The sequence below is a fragment of the Streptomyces sp. NBC_01546 genome (assembly GCF_045208355.1).
Taxonomy (GTDB): domain Bacteria; phylum Actinomycetota; class Actinomycetes; order Streptomycetales; family Streptomycetaceae; genus Streptomyces.
The window spans coordinates 3,524,410-3,545,429 of sequence record NZ_CP109379.1 but is presented as its reverse complement, the minus strand read 5'-3'; the positions used below and the strand labels follow the sequence as shown (position 1 = coordinate 3,545,429).

Below are 21,020 nucleotides of genomic sequence, written 5' to 3'. Positions count from 1 at the left end.
ACGGAGGAAAAGCAATGTCGCGAATCGGCAAGCTCCCCATCCAGGTTCCCGCCGGTGTGGACGTCACCATCGATGGCAGCACGGTCGCCGTGAAGGGCCCCAAGGGTTCCCTCTCGCACACCGTCGCGTCGCCCATCGGTGTCGTTAAGGGCGAGGACGGTGTCCTCACCGTCACGCGCCCCAACGACGAGCGTCAGAACAAGGCCCTGCACGGCCTGTCCCGCACGCTGGTGGCGAACATGATCACCGGCGTGACCACGGGTTACGTCAAGGCTCTCGAGATCAGCGGTGTCGGTTACCGCGTCGCCGCGAAGGGCTCCAACCTGGAGTTCCAGCTTGGCTACAGCCACCCGATCCTGATCGAGGCGCCCGAGGGCATCTCCTTCAAGGTCGAGTCGCCCACCAAGTTCTCGGTCGAGGGCATCGACAAGCAGAAGGTCGGCGAGGTCGCCGCCAACATCCGCAAGCTGCGGAAGCCCGACCCGTACAAGGCCAAGGGTGTCAAGTACGCCGGCGAAGTCATCCGCCGCAAGGTCGGAAAGGCTGGTAAGTAGCCATGGCATACGGTGTGAAGATCGCCAAGGGCGACGCGTACAAGCGCGCTGCCAAGGCTCGCCGCCACATCCGCATTCGCAAGAACGTGTCGGGTACGGCGGAGCGTCCGCGCCTCGTCGTGACGCGTTCCAACCGCAACATCGTTGCTCAGGTCATCGACGACCTCCAGGGTCACACCCTGGCGTCCGCGTCGACCCTGGACACCTCGATCCGCGGTGGCGAAGGCGACAAGAGCGCCCAGGCCCAGGCCGTCGGCGCGCTCGTGGCCGAGCGTGCGAAGGCTGCCGGCGTCGAGACCGTTGTCTTTGACCGCGGTGGCAACCGATACGCCGGGCGCATTGCCGCTCTGGCTGACGCCGCCCGCGAAGCCGGGCTGAAGTTCTAAGCCCCGGTTCCGGGACTCACGGACGTAACAGAGAGAGGTAATCCAATGGCTGGACCCCAGCGCCGCGGAAGCGGTGCCGGTGGCGGCGAGCGGCGGGACCGGAAGGGTCGCGACGGTGGCCCTGCCGCCGAGAAGACCGCTTACGTTGAGCGCGTTGTCGCGATCAACCGCGTCGCCAAGGTTGTCAAGGGTGGTCGCCGCTTCAGCTTCACCGCGCTGGTCGTGGTGGGCGACGGTGACGGCACCGTAGGTGTCGGATACGGCAAGGCCAAGGAAGTTCCCGCGGCCATCGCCAAGGGTGTCGAGGAAGCCAAGAAGAGCTTCTTCAAGGTTCCCCGCATCCAGGGCACCATCCCTCACCCGATCACGGGCGAGCGTGCCGCGGGCGTCGTGCTCCTGAAGCCGGCTTCCCCCGGTACCGGTGTTATCGCCGGTGGCCCGGTGCGCGCCGTTCTGGAGTGCGCCGGCGTTCACGACATCCTGTCGAAGTCGCTCGGCTCTTCCAACGCGATCAACATCGTGCACGCGACCGTGGCGGCCCTCAAGGGCCTGCAGCGTCCCGAGGAGATCGCGGCTCGCCGTGGTCTGCCCCTCGAGGACGTCGCCCCCGCGGCCCTGCTTCGTGCACGTGCTGGGGCGGGTGCGTAATGGCTCGCCTCAAGATCACGCAGACGAAGTCGTACATCGGCAGCAAGCAGAACCACCGCGACACTCTGCGTTCGCTCGGGCTCAAGCGCCTGAACGACGTGGTCGTCAAGGAGGACCGCCCCGAGTTCCGCGGAATGGTGCAGACCGTCCGCCACCTCGTGACGGTTGAGGAGGTTGACTAACATGGCTGAGAACAGCCCGCTGAAGGCCCACAACCTCCGTCCCGCCCCCGGTGCCAAGACCGCGAAGACCCGTGTCGGTCGTGGTGAGGCGTCGAAGGGTAAGACGGCCGGTCGTGGTACGAAGGGCCAGAAGGCCCGTTACCAGATCCCGCAGCGCTTCGAGGGTGGGCAGATGCCCCTCCACATGCGCCTGCCGAAGCTCAAGGGCTTCAAGAACCCGTTCCGCACCGAGTTCCAGGTCGTGAACCTGGACAAGCTCGGCGCTCTCTACCCCGAGGGTGGAGAAGTCACGGTGGCCGACCTGGTCGCCAAGGGCGCGGTTCGCAAGAACAGCCTCGTCAAGGTCCTGGGCCAGGGCGAGCTCTCCGTGGCGCTGCAGGTTTCGGTTGACGCCGTTTCCGCCTCCGCCAAGGAGAAGATTGCCGCTGCCGGCGGCACTGTCACCGAGCTCGTCTAAGACGAATCCAGTGGCTAAATAGCACGAAACCCGACCGGGGATGCCTCACATATGGGGCATCCCCGGTTGGTCGTTCCACGGGAGGCACACTCGCCGGTAAGGTGGCGTGCACCTTTGCTTTGTCGTATACGTCGATCCCTCAGACCGTCACCTCTGACGCAGTAGCGCGGGGGTCGCAGGAGGCACCGTGCTCACCGCGTTCGCCCGGGCGTTCAAGACGCCCGACCTGCGCAAGAAGCTGCTCTTCACGCTCGCCATCATCGTGCTGTTCAGGCTCGGGTCCCACATCCCGGTCCCCGGCGTGAGCTACAAGAACGTTCAGATCTGTGTCGACCAGGCAGGCAGCAGCAACGGGCTGTTCGGTCTCGTCAACATGTTCAGCGGCGGTGCGCTGCTGCAGATCACGATCTTTGCGCTCGGCATCATGCCGTACATCACGGCGAGCATCATTCTGCAGCTGCTGACCGTGGTCATCCCGAAGCTGGAGAACCTCAAAAAAGAGGGACAGTCCGGCACGGCGAAGATCACTCAGTACACGCGCTATCTGACGGTCGCACTCGCGATCCTGCAGGGCACGGGCCTCGTGGCCACTGCCCGCACTGGTGCCCTGTTCCAGGGTTGCCAGGTCGCCAGCCAGATCGTCCCGGACCGGTCGATCTTCACCACGATCGTCATGGTGGTCACCATGACCGCCGGTACCTGTGTCGTCATGTGGCTCGGTGAGCTCGTGACCGACCGCGGCATCGGCAACGGCATGTCGATCCTCATGTTCATCTCGATCGCCGCCGGCTTCATCGGCGCCCTGTGGCAGATCAAGCTCCAGGGCAAGATCGCCGACGGCTGGGTCGAGTTCGGTGTCGTCATCCTGGTCGGCCTCGCGATGGTCGCCCTGGTGGTCTTCGTCGAGCAGGCGCAGCGCCGGATCCCGGTCCAGTACGCGAAGCGCATGATCGGCCGCCGTGCGTACGGCGGCACCTCGACCTACATCCCGCTCAAGGTGAACCAGGCGGGTGTGATCCCCGTCATCTTCGCCTCGTCGCTGCTGTACATCCCGGCGCTGATCGTTCAGTTCAGCGGTTCCACCGCGGGCTGGGCGACCTGGATCCAGAAGCACTTCGTCAAGGGCGACCACCCGTACTACATCGCGACCTACTTCCTCCTGATCGTCTTCTTCGCGTTCTTCTACGTGGCGATCTCGTTCAACCCCGAGGAAGTTGCAGACAACATGAAGAAGTATGGTGGGTTCATCCCGGGTATTCGTGCCGGTCGACCCACCGCCGAGTACCTGAGCTACGTGCTCAACCGGATCACTTGGCCGGGGTCGCTGTACCTGGGTCTCATCGCTCTTGTGCCGACGATGGCGTTGGCGGGCTTCGGAGCGAACCAGAACTTCCCGTTCGGCGGGACGAGCATCCTGATCATCGTGGGTGTGGGTCTGGAAACCGTGAAGCAGATCGAGAGCCAGCTCCAGCAGCGTAATTACGAAGGGTTCCTCCGCTGATGCGAATCGTCCTCGTCGGACCGCCCGGTGCGGGCAAGGGAACGCAGGCCGCGTTCCTTGCCAAGAACCTGTCGATCCCGCACATCTCCACGGGCGACCTGTTCCGGGCAAACATCAGCCAGGGCACCGAGCTCGGCAAGCAGGCCAAGGCGTTCATGGACGCCGGCGACCTGGTGCCCGACGAGGTCACCATCGCCATGGCCAAGGACCGCATGGAGCAGGCGGACGCCGCGAACGGCTTCCTGCTCGACGGGTTCCCGCGCAACGTGTCGCAGGCCGAGGCCCTCGACGAGATGCTCCAGGCCGCCGGCATGAAGCTCGACGCCGTCCTCGACCTGGAGGTCGAGGAGGACGAGGTCGTCAAGCGGATCGCCGGTCGGCGGATCTGCCGCAACGACTCGGCGCACGTCTTCCACGTCACGTACGCCCCGCCGAAGGCCGAGGGCGTCTGTGACAACTGCGGCGGCGAGCTGTACCAGCGGGGCGACGACTCCGAGGACACGGTTCGCAACCGGCTCGAGGTCTACCACACGCAGACCGAGCCGATCATCGACTACTACAAGGCCCAGGGCCTGCTCGTGACGATCCCCGCCCTCGGTGAGGTCGCGGACGTGACGAAGCGCGCGATGGATGCGCTGAAGAAGTAGTCACCCCCTGTTGTGCAGGTACGGCCGCGGTGTCCCCAGGGCATCGCGGCCGTACTGTTGAGAAGACTCGTTTCGAAGCTGGAAGGCTGTTCCACATGGTCCAGATCAAGACCCCCGAGCAGATCGCGAAGATGCGCGAGGCAGGGCTGGTCGTCGCCGCGATCCACGCGGCGACCCGTGAGGCGGCCGTACCGGGCGCCACGACGCGGGATCTGGACATGGTGGCCCGCAAGGTCATCGCGGACGCCGGCGCGAAGTCGAACTTCCTCGGCTACGGCGGCTTCCCCGCGACCATCTGCACCTCGGTGAACGAGGTCGTCGTCCACGGCATCCCGGACGACAAGACGGTCCTCAAGGACGGCGACATCATCTCGATCGACGCCGGTGCGATCGTCGACGGCTGGCACGGGGACGCGGCGTACACGGCCTTCGTGGGCACTGGGCACGCCCCTGAGCTCGTGGAGCTCTCCCGGGTGACCGAGGAGTCCATGTGGGCCGGTATCGCCGCCATGAAGCTCGGCAACCGGCTCGTGGACATCTCGAAGGCGATCGAGACGTACATCAAGCGCCAGCCGCGCCCTTCCACCGGTGAGCACAGCCTCGGCAAGTTCGGGATCATCGAGGACTACGGCGGCCACGGCATCGGATCCGAGATGCACATGGACCCCCACCTGCTGAACTACGTCTCGCGCAAGCGGGGCAAGGGGATCAAGCTGGTCCCCGGCGTCTGCCTGGCCATCGAGCCGATGGTCTCCCTGGGCACCGCCCAGACCGAGGTCCTGGCGGACGACTGGACGGTCATCACCACGGACGGCACCTGGTCCTCGCACTGGGAGCACTCCATCGCGCTGACAGAGGCCGGCCCCATCGTCCTGACCAGCCCGGACTGCGGCAAGGCGAAGCTGGCGGAGTACGGAGTCACCACGGCTCCGGACCCTCTGGCGTAATGATCTACACTCTGGGGCAAACTTTCCGGATTCGTCTTTCTGGGTGCCCTGACGTAGACTGACTCGTCGGCTCTCGTGCACTTCCATGCCTGCATGGAGCGCGAAGCCGATCAAGGTAGCCGATTCGAAAGGCGAAGCGTGGCCAAGAAGCAAGGTGCCATCGAAATCGAGGGCACCGTGATCGAGTCCCTCCCGAACGCGATGTTCAAGGTGGAACTCCAGAACGGTCACAAGGTCCTCGCGCACATCAGCGGCAAGATGCGCATGCACTACATCCGCATCCTCCCTGATGACCGGGTTGTCGTGGAGCTGTCTCCGTACGACCTGACGCGTGGCCGGATCGTCTACCGATACAAGTAGATCTTGTCTTCACTCCCGTCTGGGCGTCTTGTCCCGGCGCGGGTGGTGGCACTGACCCGGAGAACCTCACCAACATGAAGGTCAAGCCGAGCGTCAAGAAGATCTGCGACAAGTGCAAGGTGATCCGCCGTCACGGTCGGGTCATGGTCATCTGCGACAACCTGCGCCACAAGCAGCGCCAGGGCTGACGCACGCCGACCGACCTGCCTTCCGCAGTTCTTCGCGCGACGTAAGAAAACGTACATACGCAGAACCCGCCCAGCCCTTCACGGGGCCGGCGGCACCTCCGGCGGGGGCCGGGGACCCGGGCGTACCACCACCCACTTCGGGTTGGTCGGCGGTCGGGGTCGGTTCTGTGGAAGACCCCCGAACACACAGGAGCCATTGAATGGCACGCGTTTCCGGTGTTGACATCCCGCGCGAAAAGCGTGTGGAGATCGCACTCACCTACGTCTTCGGTATCGGGCGCACCCGGTCCAAGGAGATCCTCGCCTCCACCGGCGTGAACCCGAACACCCGCGTTCGTGACCTGGCCGAAGAGGACCTCGTCAAGATCCGCGAGTACGTGGACGCCAACCTCCGTACCGAGGGTGACCTCCGCCGCGAGATCCAGGGCGACATTCGCCGCAAGATCGAGATCCAGTGCTACCAGGGTATTCGCCACCGTCGTGGCCTGCCCGTGCACGGTCAGCGCACCAGCACGAACGCTCGTACCCGCAAGGGCCCGCGTCGCGCGATCGCCGGTAAGAAGAAGCCGGGCAAGAAGTAGTCCTGTTCAGCGGTCTTGCGCTGTAGGACCGACCACCTCCCGTAGGAGATTTAGATGCCCCCCAAGGGTCGTCAGGGCGCTGCCAAGAAGGTGCGCCGCAAGGAAAAGAAGAACGTCGCTCACGGGCACGCCCACATCAAGAGCACGTTCAACAACACCATCGTTTCGATCACCGACCCCTCGGGCAACGTGATCTCCTGGGCCTCCGCCGGCCACGTCGGCTTCAAGGGCTCGCGCAAGTCCACCCCCTTCGCCGCGCAGATGGCCGCCGAGTCGGCCGCCCGCCGCGCGCAGGAGCACGGCATGCGCAAGGTTGACGTCTTCGTCAAGGGTCCGGGCTCCGGCCGCGAGACCGCGATCCGCTCCCTCCAGGCCACTGGCCTCGAGGTCGGCTCGATCCAGGACGTCACCCCCACCCCGCACAACGGCTGCCGCCCGCCGAAGCGCCGCCGCGTCTGACGCAGCGGACGCACCTGTGCGTTCTTGAGTGTCCGGGCGGTACGACCCCTTCGGGGGCCGTGCCGCCCGTACCCTTGCAGTAGCCGTACTCCGGTACGGCGTCCCGTCGGGCGTCAAATAGTGGGCGTCCACGAATGAAGGAACACAGACATGCTTATCGCTCAGCGTCCTTCGCTGACCGAAGAGGTCGTCGACGAGTACCGCTCGCGGTTCGTGATCGAGCCGCTGGAGCCGGGCTTCGGCTACACCCTCGGTAACTCCCTGCGCCGTACGCTCCTGTCCTCGATCCCGGGTGCCGCTGTCACCAGCATCCGCGTGGACGGCGTCCTGCACGAGTTCACCACCGTGCCGGGTGTCAAGGAAGACGTCACCGACATCATCCTCAACATCAAGCAGCTGGTCGTCTCCTCGGAGCACGACGAGCCGGTCGTGATGTACCTGCGCAAGCAGGGTCCCGGCCTGGTCACCGCTGCCGACATCGCGCCCCCGGCCGGTGTCGAGGTGCACAACCCGGACCTGGTCCTCGCCACGCTCAACGGCAAGGGCAAGCTGGAGATGGAGCTGACCGTCGAGCGCGGTCGCGGCTACGTCTCCGCCGTCCAGAACAAGCAGCTGGGCCAGGAGATCGGTCGCATCCCGATCGACTCCATCTACAGCCCGGTCCTCAAGGTCACCTACAAGGTCGAGGCGACCCGAGTCGAGCAGCGCACCGACTTCGACAAGCTGATCGTCGACGTCGAGACCAAGCAGGCCATGCGCCCGCGCGACGCCATGGCGTCCGCCGGCAAGACCCTGGTCGAGCTGTTCGGCCTGGCGCGCGAGCTCAACATCGACGCCGAGGGCATCGACATGGGCCCGTCCCCCACGGACGCCGCCCTGGCCGCCGATCTGGCGCTGCCGATCGAGGAGCTCGAGCTCACCGTTCGGTCGTACAACTGCCTCAAGCGCGAGGGCATCCACTCCGTGGGTGAGCTCGTCGCCCGCTCCGAGGCCGACCTGCTCGACATCCGCAACTTCGGTGCGAAGTCGATCGACGAGGTCAAGGCGAAGCTGGCCGGCATGGGCCTGGCCCTCAAGGACAGCCCGCCCGGATTCGACCCGACCGCCGCTGCCGACGCCTTCGGCGCCGACGACGACGCGGACGCCGGTTTCGTCGAGACCGAGCAGTACTAAGCAGTACGAAGACTTTCCCGCGGCATCCGCCTCGGGGGAACTGACACCGGTACCTGACACGGCCGGTGCAGATATGAAGGAGTAACACCATGCCGCGTCCCGCAAAGGGTGCCCGTCTGGGCGGCAGCGCCGCGCACGAGAAGCACCTCCTCGCGAACCTCGCGAAGTCGCTCTTCGAGCACGGCCGCATCACCACCACCGAGGCCAAGGCCCGTCGCCTGCGTCCCTACGCCGAGCGTCTGGTCACCAAGGCCAAGAAGGGCGACATCCACAACCGTCGCCTGGTGCTGCAGACGATCACGGACAAGAGCATCGTGCACACGCTGTTCACCGAGATCGCCCCGCGCTACGAGAACCGCCCCGGTGGTTACACGCGCATCACCAAGATCGGCAACCGTCGTGGCGACAACGCCCCGATGGCCGTCATCGAGCTGGTCGAGGCCCTGACGGTCGCCCAGCAGGCCACTGGTGAGGCCGAGGCCGCCACCAAGCGCGCGGTGAAGGAGGCGGAGGCCAAGGCCGAGGCCACCGAGACCCCCGCCGAGGAGACCAAGGAGGCCTGATCCCGCTTCGGGATCGAGCTTGCTTGATCGGCTTTGAACGGGCCCGCCCCTTCCGGGGGCGGGCCCGTTCTGCATTTCTGAGCTTCTGAGAGGATCTGTCACGTGAGTGACGAGGTGGAGCCCGGGCACGTCCGGGTGCGGCTGGACCTGAGCTACGACGGCAAGGACTTCTCCGGCTGGGCGAAGCAGCGCGTGCTGCGGACCGTCCAGGGCGAGCTGGAATCGGCCCTGCAGACCGTGATGCGGCTGTCCGATCCGGTCGAGCTGACCGTGGCCGGACGTACGGACGCGGGCGTGCACGCCCGCGGCCAGGTCGCGCAGTTCGACCTGGCCGAAGAGGTGTGGGCCGAGCACCACGACAAGCTGCTGCGCCGCCTCGCCGGCCGGCTGCCGCACGACATCCGGGTGTGGAAGGCCGCGGAGGCCCCCCAGGGCTTCAACGCGCGCTTCTCGGCCATCTGGCGCCGCTACGCCTACCGCGTGGGCGACCACCAGGGCGGGGTGGACCCGCTGCGCCGCGGCCACGTCCTGTGGCACCAGTGGCCCCTCGACGTCGACGCCATGAACGAGGCCGCCGCCCCGCTGCTCGGCGAGCACGACTTCGCCGCGTACTGCAAGAAGCGCGAGGGTGCCACGACCATCCGTACGCTCCAGCAGCTCAGCTGGGAGCGCGCCGAGGACGGGATCATCACCGCGACCGTGCGCGCCGACGCCTTCTGCCACAACATGGTCCGCTCGCTGGTCGGCGCCCTGCTGCACGTCGGCGACGGGCACCGGCCCACCGACTGGCCCGGCAAGGTGCTGGAGGCGGCCGTACGTGACTCCTCGGTGCACGTGGTCAAGCCGCACGGGCTCACCCTGGAGGAGGTCGGCTACCCGGCCGACGAGCTGCTGGCCGCCCGCAGCAAGGAAGCGCGGAACGTGCGGACCCTCCCGGGCGCCGGCTGCTGCTGACGGGCCGCTAACTCGTTTGGGCGGATCGCGGCCGGACCTGGACAATGCGCGGCATGGGACATCTCGAAGCCAGCCACCTGGAGTACTACCTTCCCGACGGGCGGGTACTGCTCCCCGACGTCTCCTTCCGGGTGGGGGAGGGTTCGGTCGTCGCCCTGGTCGGGGCGAACGGTGCCGGCAAGACCACGCTGCTGAAGATGATCTCCGGCGAGCTGCAGCCGCACGGCGGCGGCGTGACCGTCAGCGGCGGGCTCGGCGTGATGTCGCAGTTCGTGGGCTCGGTCCGGGACGAGACGACCGTACGGGACCTGCTGGTCTCGGTGGCCCAGCCGCGGATCCGGGAAGCCGCGAAGGCCGTGGACCGCGCCGAGCAGCTGATCCTGACGGTGGACGACGAGGCCGCCCAGATGGCGTACGCGCAGGCGCTCAGCGACTGGGCCGACGTACAGGGCTACGAGGCCGAGACGCTCTGGGACGTCTGCACCATGGCCGCGCTGGCGATCCCGTACGACACCGCGCAGTTCCGCGAGGTGCGCACGCTCTCCGGCGGTGAGCAGAAGCGCCTGGTTCTGGAGGCGCTGCTGCGCGGGCCGGACGAGGTGCTGCTGCTCGACGAGCCCGACAACTACCTGGACGTCCCGGGCAAGCGGTGGCTGGAGGAGCAGCTGGCGGCCACCCGCAAGACGGTGCTCTTCGTCTCGCACGACCGGGAGCTGCTGACCCAGGCCGCTGAGAAGATCATCAGCCTGGAGGCGAGCCCGAACGGTTCGGACGTGTGGGTGCACGGCGAGGGCTTCGCCACCTTCCACGACGCCCGCAAGGAGCGATTCGCGCGCTTCGAGGAGCTCAAGCGCCGCTGGGACGAGGAGCACGCCCGGCTGCGGGCGCTGGTGCTGCGACTGCGCAACCAGGCCGCGTCCAGCCCCGACATGGCCTCGCGCTACCGGGCGATGCAGACCCGCTTCCAGAAGTTCGAGGAGGCCGGCCCGCCCCCGGAGCCGCCGCGCGAGCAGGACATCAAGATGCGGCTCAAGGGCGGGCGTACGGGCGTGCGCGCGCTCACCGTCGAGAACCTCGAACTGACCGGGCTGATGAAGCCGTTCTCCCTGGAGGTCTTCTACGGGGAGCGGGTCGCGGTCCTCGGATCGAACGGCTCCGGCAAATCGCACTTCCTGCGGCTGATGGCCGGCGAGGACGTCAAGCACACCGGCACCTGGAAGCTGGGCGCCCGCGTGGTACCCGGCCACTTCGCGCAGACGCACGCCCACCCGGAGCTCTTCGGGCGCACCCTCGTCGACATCCTGTGGACGGAGGCCGCCAAGCCGCTCGGCCAGGCGATGGGCGCACTGCGCCGCTACGAGCTGGAGCGTCAGGGCGACCAGCCGTTCGAGAAGCTCTCGGGCGGCCAGCAGGCGCGCTTCCAGATCCTGCTGCTGGAGCTGGCGGGGACCACGGCGCTGCTGCTGGACGAGCCGACGGACAACCTGGACCTGGAGTCCGCGGAGGCCCTCCAGGACGGCCTGGAGGCGTACGACGGCACTGTGCTGTGCGTCACACACGACCGCTGGTTCGCGCGCACTTTTGACCGTTACCTGGTCTTCGGTTCGGACGGTGTTGTGCGGGAGACTCAGGAGCCCGTCTGGGACGAGCGACGCGTCGAGCGCCGCCGCTGAGACGTGCGGTCGGCCCCCGTTCGGCGGACGGAGTCCGGCGCAGCCGTCCGAAGCCCCTGAGGCCCCCTGGGGCCGAGGGGTGCGAGGGCGGCGGTGGGGAGGGGTCTCAGGAGCCCGTCTGGGACGAACGTAGAGTCGAGCGGAAGCGCTAGGGGGAGACCGCCCCCTCGGTCGGAGTGAGGGGGAGGCGTAGTGGGCCTGCGGCCTAGCATCTGGCTCATGAAGTGGGAGAACCACCGCTCCGGAAACCGGCTGATCGACTGGCTGCTGCGGCCCGCGTCCCGGCCCTGGCAGCTCGTCTCCCTCGCGGTGGTCCTGGGGGTCTGCGTCTCCACGAGCCTGCGGGAGAACTGGGGCTCGGACAACGCCTTCGTGGTCAAGGCGGCGGAGACGCTCCTGGCGGGCGGCTCCCCGTACGAGGACAAGCGATTCCTGTACCTGCCCAGCGCCGTGCTCATGGCCGTCCCGGAGGCGCTGCTGCCGCAGACGGCGCTGCGGTGGTGCCTGCCGGTCGGGATGTCCGGGCTGCTGGGCATCGGCTGGCTGGCCGCGCTGCGGCTGTTCTCGGTGCCGCTGCGCTCGCGGTTCGCGGTCGTCGGGTTCCCGGTGCTGGCCCTGGCCTACAAGCCGTACGTGAACCTCGTGCTCATCGGCAACTGGACGGCCATCTCGGCGGCCGCGCTGCCGGTCGCGCTGCTGCTCGCGCACCGGCGCCACTGGGGGGCGGCCGGCCTGGTCGTCGGGCTGGCGATCGCCTGCAAGCCGATGCTCGTGCCCGTCGGGCTGGTCTTCCTGATCGCCCGGCGGTGGCGCGGGCTGGCCGCGGCCGTGCTGGTGCCGCTGGGGCTCTCGCTGGCTGGCGCGCTGATGATGCCGAGCCCGTCGCTGTTCTTCACCAAGACCCTGCCGTTCCTGCTCCAGGGGCAGGACGCGTACGCACTGCCGTGGGACGCCTCGCCGATAGCGGTGCTGCCGCGGCTGGGCGTGCCGGAGCCGCTGGCGGTGCTGGTGGCCTTCGCGGGGGCGGGCGCCGGGCTGTGGGCGGCCTGGACGCGGTGGCGGCGGCCGGAGTCCGCCGAAGGCGGCGGGGAACACGGCGAGCCGGACGGGGGAGAGCTGCGGCTCGTGGAGACGGCCTGCATGGTGATGCTCGCCGCATTCCTGGTCTCGCGGCCGTCCTTCGACCACTACCTGCTGGTGGTGCTGCCGGTGCTGCTGGCCTCGGGGGTGCGGCCGGGCTCGATGCCCCGCTCGCCCTGGTTCTGGCTGGCACTGACGCCCCAGGTGGCCCTGCTCCCGTGGCCGTCGGAGCTGGCCCACAAACGGCGCGCCTTCAAGGACTGCGCCACCCTGTGCGGGCTCGCGATTCTGCTGGCGCGTCGTGCGCTGCGCTCCGGGCGGGTTACTCTGGGACCCGTAACAACTGCGGGGTCCCCACCCAGGACCAAACCGGAGTGCGCCGCGACGCCAGCAGAATCGGCATCGCGGACCGCGTTTTGACCCGTTCGGGTCTGCTTGGGTATCCTGCTGGTTTGTTATGCGTATTGGCTTTCTCATTCTCACGTGAAAGGGCCTTGCGCCGGTCCACCGGACCGATGACCAGCAGTTCACACGGGTTGCGTCCCCGTTGTGATTGAGGGCTGTCGTGATCGTCCGTGGTGACCCTGTCAGGACCTTCCCGTGGGGCTTGCGCCCTTTGGGATACCACCACTGAAGAAGCGAAGGCATACGCGTGCGTACGTTCAGCCCCAAGCCCGGCGACATCTCGCGCCAGTGGCTCGTCATCGACGCCCAGGACGTTGTCCTCGGCCGTCTGGCGACCCAGGCCGCTGCCCTCCTGCGGGGTAAGCACAAGCCGACTTACGCCCCCCACATGGACATGGGCGACTTCGTCATCATCGTCAACGCCGACAAGGTTCACCTGTCCGGCAACAAGGCGACCCAGAAGATGGCGTACCGCCACTCCGGCTACCCGGGCGGTCTCCGCTCGGTGCGCTACGACGACCTCCTGGCGAACAACCCGGAGAAGGCCGTCGAGAAGGCCATCAAGGGCATGCTCCCCAAGAACACCCTGGGCCGTCAGATGCTCTCGAAGCTGAAGGTCTACTCGGGCGACCAGCACCCCCACGCTGCGCAGCAGCCGGTGCCGTTCGAGATCACCCAGGTCGCGCAGTAGTTCCGGCCACCCCCTAAGACGTAGAAAATTCTGAGGAGCATCGTGGCCGAGACCACCGCCGAGACGACCCCCGTCGACGAGTTCGAGGGCAACGTCGAGGAGTACACCAGCGAGTCTGAGGTCGTCGTCGAGGGCGACTACACCTCCGAGTCCCTTGCCGGTCGCTTCGGCGACCCCCAGCCGGCCGCCGGCCTGGGCCGTCGCAAGAACGCCATCGCCCGCGTCCGGATCGTTCCGGGCACCGGCAAGTGGAAGATCAACGGTCGCACCCTTGAGGACTACTTCCCCAACAAGGTGCACCAGCAGGAAGTCAACGAGCCGTTCAAGCTCCTCGAGCTGGACAACCGCTACGACATCATCGCCCGCATCGCGGGTGGCGGCGTCTCCGGCCAGGCCGGCGCCCTGCGCCTCGGTGTGGCCCGTGCGCTGAACGAGGCGGACGTGGACAACAACCGCCCGGCGCTGAAGAAGGCCGGCTTCCTCTCCCGCGACGACCGTGCGGTCGAGCGCAAGAAGGCCGGTCTCAAGAAGGCCCGTAAGGCTCCGCAGTACAGCAAGCGTTAATCTGCGCCTGCTGTTCTGCAACGACCGCCCCGGCAGCACTCTCCGTGCTGCCGGGGCGGTTCGTTTACCGCCACAAGCGGCAAATACCTGTCACAAGCGGTCACAAAGCGATGCAGAAACTCGGGAGGACAACGGTGGGACGACTCTTCGGGACGGACGGTGTACGCGGCGTTGCCAACGCGGATCTGACGGCGGAGCTCGCGCTCGGCCTCTCCGTGGCGGCTGCCCACGTACTGGCCGAGGCGGGCACCTTCGCGGGCCACCGGGCGACGGCCGTGGTCGGCCGGGATCCCCGGGCCTCCGGCGAATTCCTCGAGGCGGCGGTCGTGGCCGGCCTCGCGAGCGCGGGCGTGGACGTCCTGCGCGTCGGTGTGCTGCCCACCCCGGCGGTGGCGTATCTCACCGGTGCGCTGGGTGCCGACCTCGGCGTGATGCTCTCCGCCAGCCACAACGCCATGCCGGACAACGGCATCAAGTTCTTCGCCCGCGGCGGCCACAAGCTCGCCGACGAGCTGGAGGACCGCATCGAGTCCGTCTACGAGGAGCACCGCACCGGCGCCCCCTGGGACCGGCCCACCGGCTCCGGCGTCGGCCGCGTCTCCGACTACACCGAGGGCTTCGAGAAGTACGTCGGCCACCTGATCGGGGTCCTCCCCAACCGCCTCGACGGCCTGAAGATCGTCCTGGACGAGGCGCACGGCGCGGCCGCGTACGTGTCGCCCGAGGCCTTCGCCCGGGCCGGCGCGGAGATCGTCACGATCGGCGCCGAGCCGGACGGCCTGAACATCAACGACGGCTGCGGCTCCACCCACCTCGGCCTGCTCAAGGCCGCCGTGATCGAGCACGGCGCCGACTTCGGCATCGCGCACGACGGTGACGCGGACCGCTGCCTGGCCGTGGACGGCACCGGCGCGGAGGTCGACGGCGACCAGATCCTCGCGGTGCTGGCGCTGGCCATGCGCGAGGCCGGGCAGCTGCGCGAGAACACCGTGGTCGGCACCGTGATGTCCAACCTGGGCTTCAAGCTGGCCATGGAGGGCGAGGGCATCCACGTCGTGCAGACCGGCGTCGGCGACCGGTACGTGCTGGAGTCGATGAAGGAGCACGGCTACGCGCTGGGCGGCGAGCAGTCCGGCCACGTGATCATCCTCGACCACGCGACGACCGGCGACGGCACGCTGACCGGGCTGCTGCTGGCGGCGCGGGTCGCGGCCACCGGCAAGTCACTGGCGGAGCTGGCCGGCGTCATGCAGCGGCTGCCGCAGGTACTGATCAACGTTCCCGACGTGGACAAGTCCCGTGTCGCGACCTCCGGCGAGCTGGCCGCGGCGGTGACCGACGCCGAGCGCGAGCTGGGCGCCACCGGGCGGGTGCTGCTCCGTCCGTCCGGTACCGAGCCGCTCGTACGGGTGATGGTGGAGGCCGCCGACATCGAGCAGGCGCGCTCGGTCGCCGGCCGGCTCGCGGACGCCGTGAAGTCGGCGCTCGGCTAGACAGGTCTTAGACGGCCCCGCTCGGCCTGCGTGGCGCACCCGGCTTCCGGATCATCCGGCTCTGCTGGGTGCGCCACAGCAGTTTCCAGGCGATGAGGGTGAGCGTGCCCGAGAGGATGATGCCGCCCAGGTTGAGCGCCAGCTGGACGCCCGAGCCCCACATCTGGGCGAAGTCCCCGTAGCTGAGTGCCACGGCGGCGTTGGCGCCCGCCGGGACGGTGGTGACGGAGATCGCCACGCCGACCAGTGCACCCGCTTTCGCCGAGGTCAGCGACAGCATGCCGGCCACGCCGGCGAGCAGCGCCACGACGAAGGAGAACGGGTCGGGCTGCCAGATGAAGCTGGTGTTCGGCCGTGGGTTGTCGAGCATTCCCTCGTGGAACAGGCCGAGCCCGTCCATCGCCAGACTGAAGACCGTCGTGGCCGCGATCGCCGCCGTGAAGCCGACCACCAGCGCGAAGAGCGAACGCCCGGCGAGCCTCGGCCTGCGCTGCACCAGGCCCGTGCAGATGCCGGCGAGCGGGCCGAACTCCGGGCCGACCGCCATGGCGCCCACGATCAGGATCGCGTTGTCCAGGACCACACCGCAGGCCGCGATCATCGTCGCCACGATCATGAAGACGCTGTAGGTGATCGTGAGGGTGGATTCCTCGTGCGTCGACTCGGCGAGCTGTTCCCAGACCACCGCGTCGGCGGCCTCGCCCGGCGCCTCCTCCTCCGCGTCGTCGGCGCGCTTGGAGATCGACAGGTCGATGTTCTCCACGGCGATCGAACCACTCTCGCCGATGCCGAGCGTGCGCATCTCCTGCAGCAGTTCGTCGGCCGCCTCGCGCGCGACGTCGCACAGCACCAGGTCGCCCTGGGGATCGCGGGCGGCGCCGTCCAGCACGACCAGATGAGTGGTACCGACCGTCCGGTCGATCAGTTCCACCACCTGCTCCGTGAGGTGGTGCGGGGTGATCATCCGCAGATGCAGCATGCCCGCACCCTAACCACTAGAGCTTGCGCAGGCTCAGCTTCTGCACCTTGTGGTCCGGTCCCTTGCGGACGACCAGGGTGGCGCGGCCGCGGGTGGGGGCCACGTTCTCCAGCAGGTTGGGCTTGTTGATGGTCCGCCACATCGTCTGCGCGTACTCCATGGCCTCCTCCTCGGAGACCTGGGTGTACTTGCGGAAGTAGGAGAAAGGATTCTGGAAGGCGGTCTCGCGCAGCTTCCGGAAGCGGCCCAGGTACCAGCGCTCGATGTCCTCGGGGCGCGCGTCCACGTAGACGCTGAAGTCGAAGTAATCGGCCAGGGCGACGCGGGTGCGGCCGTCCGTCCCGGGGAGGGCCGGCTGGAGCACGTTGAGGCCCTCGACGATGAGGATGTCCGGGCGGCGTACGACGAGCTCCTCGCCGGGCACGATGTCGTAGATCAGGTGCGAGTAGACCGGGGCCCGGACCTCGTCCTTGCCGGCCTTGATGTCGGCGACGAAGCGGGTGAGCGCGCGGCGGTCGTAGGACTCCGGGAAGCCCTTGCGGGAGGTGAGCCCGCGCCGCTGGAGCTCCTTCATCGGGTAGAGGAAGCCGTCGGTCGTGACCAGCTCCACGCGCGGGTGCTCGGGCCAGCGCGCGAGCAGGGCCTGGAGCAGACGGGCCACGGTGGACTTGCCGACGGCGACCGAGCCGGCGACCCCTATGACGAAGGGGGTGCCCTGCTGGGCGCCGTGCCCGTTGCCGGCGTCGCCGAGGAAGGTGTTGAGGGTGCCGCGGAGATTGCTGGTGGCGCCCACGTACAGGTTCAGGAGGCGGGAGAGCGGCAGGTAGACGTCGCGGACCTCGTCGAGGTCGATGACGTCGCCCAGGCCGCGCAGCCGCTCGACCTCGTCCGCGGTGAGCGGCAGCGGGGTCCGCTCGCGCAGGGCGCTCCACTCGGCGCGGGTGAGGTCGACGTACGGAGAGGCGTCGGGGCTCCGGCGGTGGGTGGGGCGGGTGGGGTGCCCGTCCGGGCCGGTGCGCTCCGTTGCGTTGTCCGGCGTGCTGCTTCGTGGCGGCGAAGTGATCACACCGCCATTGTCGGCGCTCCGGCTCGGTTATGGGTGGTGTGGTCGGTCACGTGGTCGGTCACGCGGTCGGGGCCGGGGCCGGTACCGATTCGAGGCCCTTGTGGTCTCGTGCCGATCACGATCGGCCGGAGGGGGGCCAAAAGCCCGGCCGGGTGATCGTACTTACCAGTACATTGCGGGAACGCAGCAGTTCTGAGCGTGCTCCGTCATGCCGGGTGGCGCTCCTGCTGAGCTGATTCTCGTTGTTGTCTTTGGGGGAGATCCTTCGTGCGTACCGCTCTTGTCCGTCGTACCGTCCTGACCGCGTCCGCGGTGTCCCTGGCCCTGCTGGCCACCGCCTGCGGCTCCGACAAGGCCGACACCAAGACGGACGCCAAGCCGTCCGCTCCGGCGAGCTCGTCGGCCCCGGCCGCCAAGGGCAAGACCGACGCGGAGCTGACGGCCCTGCTGGTCACCCAGGCCGAGGTCCCCGACTACGTGGTCAACGCCGAGGCGGCCGCCAAGCTCGGCAAGGTCGACTCGACCCAGGTCACCACCGACAAGCCCGAGTGCAAGGTCCTGGTCCAGACCCAGGCCCTGCAGAAGATCGGTACGCCGACCGGTGTCGCCCGTACGGCGCTGAGCGCCAAGCCGAAGGAAGCGGCCGCGAACGCCTCGCCGGAGGAGAAGCTGGAGGCCATCCAGAAGGCGCTCGGCGCCACCGCGACGATGACCGGCCTGTCCTCCTTCGACGGCAAGGGCGCCGAGGAACTGGTCGCTTCCTTCAAGGCGGCGGGCACGGCCTGCGCGGGCGGCTTCAGCGCCACCTCCGAGGGCGAGACCACCAAGTACGAGAGCGTCAAGCCGGGCCCGGCCGTCACCGGCGGCGACGAGGCCGTGAGCCTCGCCCTCACGGCGGACCTGGAGGACGGTGACAAGGGCACCCTCCTGCTCGTGGTGGCGCGCAAGGGCTCCACGGTCGCCTCCTTCAGCTCGATCAGCCTGCTCGGCGCGGCGGAGTCCCCGAAGACGCTGATCGACACCCAGGTCAAGAAGCTCGGCTGACGCCTGCCCGGCGATGCGTCAACCCCGCTCCGGCACATTCGCCGGGGCGGGGTTTTCGTCTTGTTCAGGTACGGGGCAGGAGCTCAACTTCGGCGTACGCTGCGGCCTATGTGCGGAATTGTGGGTTACGTGGGAGCGCAGTCGGCGCTCGATGTGGTCATCGCCGGACTCAAGCGACTGGAGTACCGCGGCTACGACTCGGCGGGGATCGCCGTGCTCTCCGAGGGGGAACTGGCCGCGGTCAAGAAGGCCGGGAAACTCGTCAACCTGGAGAAGGAACTGGTCGGCAACCCGCTGCCGGCCGGGTCCACCGGGCTGGGGCACACCCGGTGGGCCACCCATGGCGGGCCGACCGACGCCAACGCCCATCCACACCTGGACAACTCCGGGCGGGTGGCGGTCGTGCACAACGGCATCATCGAGAACTTCGCCGCGCTGCGCGCCGAACTCGCCGAGCGCGGACACCGGCTGGAGTCCGAGACGGACACCGAGGTGGTGGCGCACCTGCTCGCCGAGGAGTACGCGGCCGGCGGGGACCTGGCGGCGGCGATGCGGCGGGTGTGCCTGCGGCTCGAGGGCGCCTTCACGCTGGTCGCCGTGCACGCCGACGCGCCGGACGTGGTCGTCGGCGCGCGCCGGAACTCGCCCCTGGTGGTGGGCGTTGGAGAGGGAGAGAACTTCCTCGCCTCGGACGTGGCCGCGTTCATCGCCCACACCCGGTCCGCGATCGAGCTGGGGCAGGACCAGGTCGTCGAGCTCCGCCGCGACGGGGTGTCGGTGACCAACTTCGACGGTTCGGCCGCGACCGTGCGGGCGTACCACGTGGACTGGGACGCCTCGGCGGCCGAGAAGGGGGGTTATGACTACTTCATGCTCAAGGAGATCGCGGAGCAGCCGAAGGCTGTCGCCGACACCCTCCTGGGCAGGATCGACGCGAGCGGCTCGCTGACCCTGGACGAGGTGCGCATCCCCGCCTCGGTGCTCAGGGAGGTCGACAAGGTCGTGATCGTGGCGTGCGGTACGGCGTACCACGCGGGCATGATCGCGAAGCTGGCCATCGAGCACTGGACCCGCATCCCGTGCGAGACGGAGCTGGCGAGCGAGTTCCGCTACCGCGACCCGATCCTGGACCAGCGGACGCTGGTGGTCGCGATCTCGCAGTCCGGCGAGACCATGGACACCCTGATGGCGCTGCGGCACGCACGCGAGCAGGGCGCCCGGGTGCTGGCCATCTGCAATACGAACGGGTCGACCATTCCGCGGGAGTCGGATGCGGTGCTCTACACGCATGCGGGCCCGGAGGTGGCGGTCGCCTCCACGAAGGCGTTCCTGACGCAGCTCGTGGCCTGCTACCTGGTCGCGCTGTACCTGGGGCAGGTACGGGGCACCAAGTGGGGCGACGAGATCAGGGCGGTGATCCGGGAGCTGTCGGACATCGCCGCGGCGGTGGACACCGTACTGGAGACGATGGAGCCCGTACGGGAGCTCGCCCGGTCCCTCGCCGACAAGAACACCGTGCTGTTCCTGGGGCGGCACGTGGGGTACCCGGTGGCGCTGGAGGGCGCGCTCAAGCTCAAGGAGCTGGCGTACATGCACGCCGAGGGCTTCGCGGCGGGCGAGCTCAAGCACGGGCCGATCGCGCTGATCGAGAAGGACCTGCCGGTGGTGGTCGTCGTCCCGTCACCGCGCGGGCGTTCGGTGCTCCACGACAAGATCGTGTCGAACATCCAGGAGATCCGGGCACGCGGGGCGCGGACCATCGTCATCGCGGAAGAGGGCGACGAGGCGGTCGTGCCGTACGCCGACCACCTGATCCGGATCCCGGCCACGCCGACGCTGCTCCAGCCGCTGGTGGCGACGGTGCCGTTGCAGGTCTTCGCGTGCGAGCTGGCGACGGCGCGCGGGAACGAGGTGGACCAGCCGCGTAACCTCGCGAAGTCGGTGACTGTGGAGTGAGCGAAGCGAACGGAAGCAGGTCGCCGGCAATCGGGCACAGTGGTGACTGTGGAGTGAGTAGCGGGCAGTGGGGCAGGCGTTGTGATTATCGGCGTGGGAATTGACGTTGCGGAGATCGAGCGGTTCGGCGCGGCGCTGGAGCGGACGCCGAACATGGCCGGGCGGCTGTTCCTCGACGCCGAGTTGACGCTGCCGAGCGGTGAGCGGCGCGGGATCGCCTCGCTCGCCGCCCGGTTCGCGGCCAAGGAGGCCCTGGCCAAGGCGCTCGGCGCGCCCGGCGGGCTGCTGTGGACCGACGCCGAGGTGTACGTGGAGGACACCGGGCAGCCCCGGCTGCGGGTGTCCGGGACGGTCGAGGCCCGGGCAAGGGCGCTGGGCGTGAAGTCCTGGCACATCTCACTGAGCCACGACGCCGGCGTCGCCTCCGCCGTGGTGATCGCCGAGGGATAGGCGAGAGATAGCCGAGGGG

The 21,020-nt window shown here is 68.4% G+C and carries 25 protein-coding genes; 23 read left to right on the top strand and 2 right to left on the bottom strand.

The annotated features are described in order from the left end of the window. Positions 1-14 precede the first annotated feature (14 nt). The 20 genes from rplF (at position 15) to glmM (ending at position 15,506) form a co-directional block, all read left to right on the top strand. The gene (gene rplF / locus OHA89_RS15980; RefSeq protein ID WP_215143987.1) at positions 15-554 is read left to right on the top strand and encodes a 50S ribosomal protein L6; all 540 of its coding nucleotides are present in this window, start codon (positions 15-17) and stop codon (positions 552-554) included. Positions 555-556: 2 nt separating this feature from the next. Continuing rightward, positions 557-940 (top strand): 50S ribosomal protein L18, encoded by a 384-nt coding sequence (gene rplR, locus OHA89_RS15975; protein ID WP_008739696.1) that lies wholly within the window; start codon positions 557-559, stop codon positions 938-940. Between the two features lie 45 nt (positions 941-985). Continuing rightward, positions 986-1,588, top strand: coding sequence for a 30S ribosomal protein S5 (rpsE, locus tag OHA89_RS15970; protein WP_073912880.1), 603 nt, complete (start codon positions 986-988; stop codon positions 1,586-1,588). Continuing rightward, positions 1,588-1,770, top strand: coding sequence for a 50S ribosomal protein L30 (gene rpmD, locus OHA89_RS15965; RefSeq protein WP_053682614.1), 183 nt, complete (start codon positions 1,588-1,590; stop codon positions 1,768-1,770). The genes rpsE and rpmD overlap by 1 nt, the downstream gene beginning before the upstream one ends. A 1-nt stretch (position 1,771) precedes the next feature. Next, positions 1,772-2,227 carry a 50S ribosomal protein L15 gene (gene rplO, locus OHA89_RS15960; protein ID WP_008739693.1) on the top strand — a complete coding sequence of 152 codons (456 nt, stop codon included), beginning with the start codon at positions 1,772-1,774 and terminating at the stop codon, positions 2,225-2,227. A 187-nt stretch (positions 2,228-2,414) separates the two neighbouring features. After that, the gene (gene secY / locus OHA89_RS15955; protein ID WP_215143985.1) at positions 2,415-3,728 is read left to right on the top strand and encodes a preprotein translocase subunit SecY; all 1,314 of its coding nucleotides are present in this window, start codon (positions 2,415-2,417) and stop codon (positions 3,726-3,728) included. Then, a complete protein-coding gene (locus OHA89_RS15950) occupies positions 3,728-4,375 on the top strand; it encodes an adenylate kinase (protein ID WP_215143983.1) in 648 nt (215 codons plus the stop codon). Before secY ends, OHA89_RS15950 begins: the two co-directional genes overlap by 1 nt. Before the next feature lie 95 nt (positions 4,376-4,470). Beyond that, positions 4,471-5,322, top strand: coding sequence for a type I methionyl aminopeptidase (map, locus tag OHA89_RS15945; RefSeq protein ID WP_257554802.1), 852 nt, complete (start codon positions 4,471-4,473; stop codon positions 5,320-5,322). A 138-nt stretch (positions 5,323-5,460) separates the two neighbouring features. Continuing rightward, positions 5,461-5,682 carry a translation initiation factor IF-1 gene (infA, locus tag OHA89_RS15940; protein ID WP_003956442.1) on the top strand — a complete coding sequence of 74 codons (222 nt, stop codon included), beginning with the start codon at positions 5,461-5,463 and terminating at the stop codon, positions 5,680-5,682. Between the two features lie 74 nt (positions 5,683-5,756). Further along, the gene (gene rpmJ / locus OHA89_RS15935; protein ID WP_003956441.1) at positions 5,757-5,870 is read left to right on the top strand and encodes a 50S ribosomal protein L36; all 114 of its coding nucleotides are present in this window, start codon (positions 5,757-5,759) and stop codon (positions 5,868-5,870) included. Between the two features lie 200 nt (positions 5,871-6,070). Beyond that, entirely contained in the window at positions 6,071-6,451 is a 381-nt protein-coding gene (gene rpsM / locus OHA89_RS15930) for a 30S ribosomal protein S13 (protein ID WP_007265919.1), read from the top strand. 54 nt (positions 6,452-6,505) lie between these two features. Beyond that, a complete protein-coding gene (rpsK, locus tag OHA89_RS15925) occupies positions 6,506-6,910 on the top strand; it encodes a 30S ribosomal protein S11 (protein ID WP_003956432.1) in 405 nt (134 codons plus the stop codon). Between the two features lie 150 nt (positions 6,911-7,060). Further along, a complete protein-coding gene (locus OHA89_RS15920; RefSeq protein WP_008739666.1) occupies positions 7,061-8,083 on the top strand; it encodes a DNA-directed RNA polymerase subunit alpha in 1,023 nt (340 codons plus the stop codon). 89 nt (positions 8,084-8,172) lie between these two features. After that, positions 8,173-8,646: a 50S ribosomal protein L17 gene (gene rplQ / locus OHA89_RS15915; protein WP_215143979.1), complete on the top strand. Its 474-nt coding sequence runs from the start codon at positions 8,173-8,175 to the stop codon at positions 8,644-8,646. Positions 8,647-8,748: 102 nt separating this feature from the next. Beyond that, entirely contained in the window at positions 8,749-9,600 is an 852-nt protein-coding gene (truA, locus tag OHA89_RS15910; protein WP_215143977.1) for a tRNA pseudouridine(38-40) synthase TruA, read from the top strand. Between the two features lie 44 nt (positions 9,601-9,644). Next, on the top strand, positions 9,645-11,273 hold the full coding sequence (locus OHA89_RS15905) for an ATP-binding cassette domain-containing protein (protein ID WP_257554799.1): 1,629 nt from the start codon (positions 9,645-9,647) through the stop codon (positions 11,271-11,273). Between the two features lie 219 nt (positions 11,274-11,492). After that, positions 11,493-12,773: a glycosyltransferase family 87 protein gene (locus OHA89_RS15900; RefSeq protein ID WP_406366446.1), complete on the top strand. Its 1,281-nt coding sequence runs from the start codon at positions 11,493-11,495 to the stop codon at positions 12,771-12,773. A gap of 232 nt (positions 12,774-13,005) precedes the next feature. Further along, positions 13,006-13,449, top strand: coding sequence for a 50S ribosomal protein L13 (rplM, locus tag OHA89_RS15895; protein ID WP_073912858.1), 444 nt, complete (start codon positions 13,006-13,008; stop codon positions 13,447-13,449). Positions 13,450-13,491: 42 nt separating this feature from the next. Next, positions 13,492-14,013: a 30S ribosomal protein S9 gene (rpsI, locus tag OHA89_RS15890; RefSeq protein WP_215143970.1), complete on the top strand. Its 522-nt coding sequence runs from the start codon at positions 13,492-13,494 to the stop codon at positions 14,011-14,013. Positions 14,014-14,147: 134 nt separating this feature from the next. Continuing rightward, positions 14,148-15,506 (top strand): phosphoglucosamine mutase, encoded by a 1,359-nt coding sequence (gene glmM / locus OHA89_RS15885; protein ID WP_257554797.1) that lies wholly within the window; start codon positions 14,148-14,150, stop codon positions 15,504-15,506. A gap of 7 nt (positions 15,507-15,513) precedes the next feature. Here glmM and OHA89_RS15880 read toward each other — a convergent pair whose 3' ends face one another. Both OHA89_RS15880 and coaA read right to left on the bottom strand, forming a co-directional pair. After that, positions 15,514-16,485, bottom strand: coding sequence for a DUF389 domain-containing protein (locus tag OHA89_RS15880; RefSeq protein ID WP_215143966.1), 972 nt, complete (start codon positions 16,483-16,485; stop codon positions 15,514-15,516). Between the two features lie 16 nt (positions 16,486-16,501). After that, on the bottom strand, positions 16,502-17,551 hold the full coding sequence (coaA, locus tag OHA89_RS15875) for a type I pantothenate kinase (protein ID WP_215143964.1): 1,050 nt from the start codon (positions 17,549-17,551) through the stop codon (positions 16,502-16,504). 267 nt (positions 17,552-17,818) lie between these two features. Between coaA and OHA89_RS15870 the strand changes: the two genes are divergently transcribed. The 3 genes from OHA89_RS15870 to OHA89_RS15860 all read left to right on the top strand — a co-directional run bounded on the left by OHA89_RS15870 (position 17,819) and on the right by OHA89_RS15860 (position 21,001). Further along, positions 17,819-18,595 (top strand): hypothetical protein, encoded by a 777-nt coding sequence (locus OHA89_RS15870; RefSeq protein ID WP_266608157.1) that lies wholly within the window; start codon positions 17,819-17,821, stop codon positions 18,593-18,595. Between the two features lie 108 nt (positions 18,596-18,703). Then, positions 18,704-20,551 carry a glutamine--fructose-6-phosphate transaminase (isomerizing) gene (gene glmS, locus OHA89_RS15865; protein ID WP_215143960.1) on the top strand — a complete coding sequence of 616 codons (1,848 nt, stop codon included), beginning with the start codon at positions 18,704-18,706 and terminating at the stop codon, positions 20,549-20,551. An 81-nt stretch (positions 20,552-20,632) separates the two neighbouring features. Next, positions 20,633-21,001, top strand: a complete 369-nt coding sequence (locus tag OHA89_RS15860) for a holo-ACP synthase (protein ID WP_215143958.1) — start codon at positions 20,633-20,635, stop codon at positions 20,999-21,001. Positions 21,002-21,020: the final 19 nt, after the last annotated feature.